The 1640-nt window shown below is 73.0% G+C and carries 4 protein-coding genes; all 4 read right to left on the bottom strand.

Annotation, left to right across the window (positions count from 1 at the left end):
- Window positions 1-425, bottom strand: a 425-nt coding sequence (locus ACXAGC_RS20320) for a hypothetical protein (protein ID WP_474846814.1), incomplete at its 3' end; no start/stop codon positions are given.
- Between the two features lie 2 nt (window positions 426-427).
- A complete protein-coding gene (locus ACXAGC_RS20325; RefSeq protein ID WP_474846816.1) occupies window positions 428-667 on the bottom strand; it encodes a hypothetical protein in 240 nt (79 codons plus the stop codon).
- Window positions 664-957 (bottom strand): hypothetical protein, encoded by a 294-nt coding sequence (locus ACXAGC_RS20330; RefSeq protein WP_474846818.1) that lies wholly within the window; start codon window positions 955-957, stop codon window positions 664-666. Before ACXAGC_RS20330 ends, ACXAGC_RS20325 begins: the two co-directional genes overlap by 4 nt.
- The coding region (locus ACXAGC_RS20335; RefSeq protein WP_474846820.1) for a hypothetical protein at window positions 954-1640 on the bottom strand (687 nt) is incomplete at its 5' end. The genes ACXAGC_RS20330 and ACXAGC_RS20335, both read right to left, overlap by 4 nt.

Below are 1640 nucleotides of genomic sequence, written 5' to 3' on the forward strand. Positions count from 1 at the left end.
GGCTTGTTCAGGTCGACCCACTGGCCGGTGGCGGCCGTCTGCTCCTCGTCCTCCTCAGCGGCGCCGTCCGCGTCGCCGGTCACGATGTAGGACGCCAGCTCGATCGCCTGCCACGCCCACCCGGCCGGCACCTGCCCGTCCTTGGTGTGCGGGTTGCCCAGCACCCGGCGGGCCGCGTGCAAAGCCTCCACTCGGATGCGCTGCTCTTCGGACAGCTCCACACCGGAGGGGCGCACGAACTCCGGAGGGGCGATGGCCGGGGCCACGTCCGCCGGCGTCGGAGCGGCGGTGGGTGCGGGCTTGCGGGCCTCCTCGGCGATCGCCTGGTTCATGCCCTGCACCGCGGCCGCACGCATCTCGGCGGCTCGGTTCGGGTCCAGGTCCGCCGGCGTCGGGATCTTGCGCTTCGGGTCGTTGATGCTCATGGTCATGCCTCCTGCGTGGTGGGGGTGGTGGTGTTCGCTCGTTCAGCAGCCCGGTGGGCGCTGTCCTGGTCCACGAAGCGGTACGCGCGGCGCCCGTTGATGAGCCAGTGGAAGGGGTAGCGGCCCGGGTGGCCGGCAAGCGGATCGGCCTTGGGTGCCATGCAGAACCAGGTCGGCTTGAACGACGTCGGGTGCGGGTGCTGCTCAGCCGTCCACTGCCCGCTGGCCACTCCGGCGGTCATGCCGCACGCCCCTGGAACGCGGCGCCCTGGGTCTGCTTCCACGGGTCGCAGGGCACGGCGTAGGCGTGGAGCCTGGCCGCCAGGTCGTGGCGTCCCCAGCGGTCCAGGGACCGCGAAGCGGAGGCCGCGTTGGTGAAGCCGGCGCGGCGGGCGATGGACTCGGCGTTGCCGTCGAACTGCAGCAGGAACTCAAGGTCCTCGATGCGGGCCGCGCGGCGGGCCTCGATGGCCTTGGCGCGGTTCGCGCGGGCCTTCTCGCTCCAGCGGCCCTGAGGCTCCGGGGCGCTCATGCCGCACGCTCCCGCATCCCGATGGAGATGTTCGGGCGTGTGAGCAGACGTGCGCGCAGCTCGTCGCGGCCTGTGCGCTGGGCGGCCTGCCGGGGAGTCGCCACGTTGGAGTACCCGGCGCGGGCCGCGGCCTCCTTCGGAGACGCCCCCTCGTTGAGGGCCTTCTCGATCAGGTCGAGCCGGTCCTGGAGCTCCTGCTGCTGGGACCTGGTGCGCTTGACCTTGCCCAAGCTCGTCGCCGGACGGGCGGCGGGCGCCGCCGGCGCCTGCAACGAGGCGCGCACGACGTCGAGGTCAGCAGCACGGTAGACCTTGGCCGCCGTCGCGGTTCCGTCCTTGGTCGTGTACAGCAGATCGTTGTACTGCGCCCACCTCTTGAGCGTCCCCACGGCCACTCCCACGTAGGCAGCAGCGGCGTGGAGGCCCACGACCTCCGCCGACGGGTTCGCCGCGGCGCCCTTGCTGACGTCGGCGCGGATCTCCTCGGCGGTGACGATCCCGCGCCGGGTGGGCGGGGCCATGACGGTGCCGAACTTCGCCGCGTAGGCCTCCGCCATCTCACGGTGGCGCCGGATGATCTCAGCGGCCGGCATCGGGTCCGGAGCCGGGGCGCCGTACTTCTCCGCCACCGACGGGCGGTGCAGGGGAGCGGGGCCGGGCGCCACGGTCGCCCGCTGGGGAGC

This window comes from Alteromonas sp. AWJ4_197, from assembly GCF_056160285.1.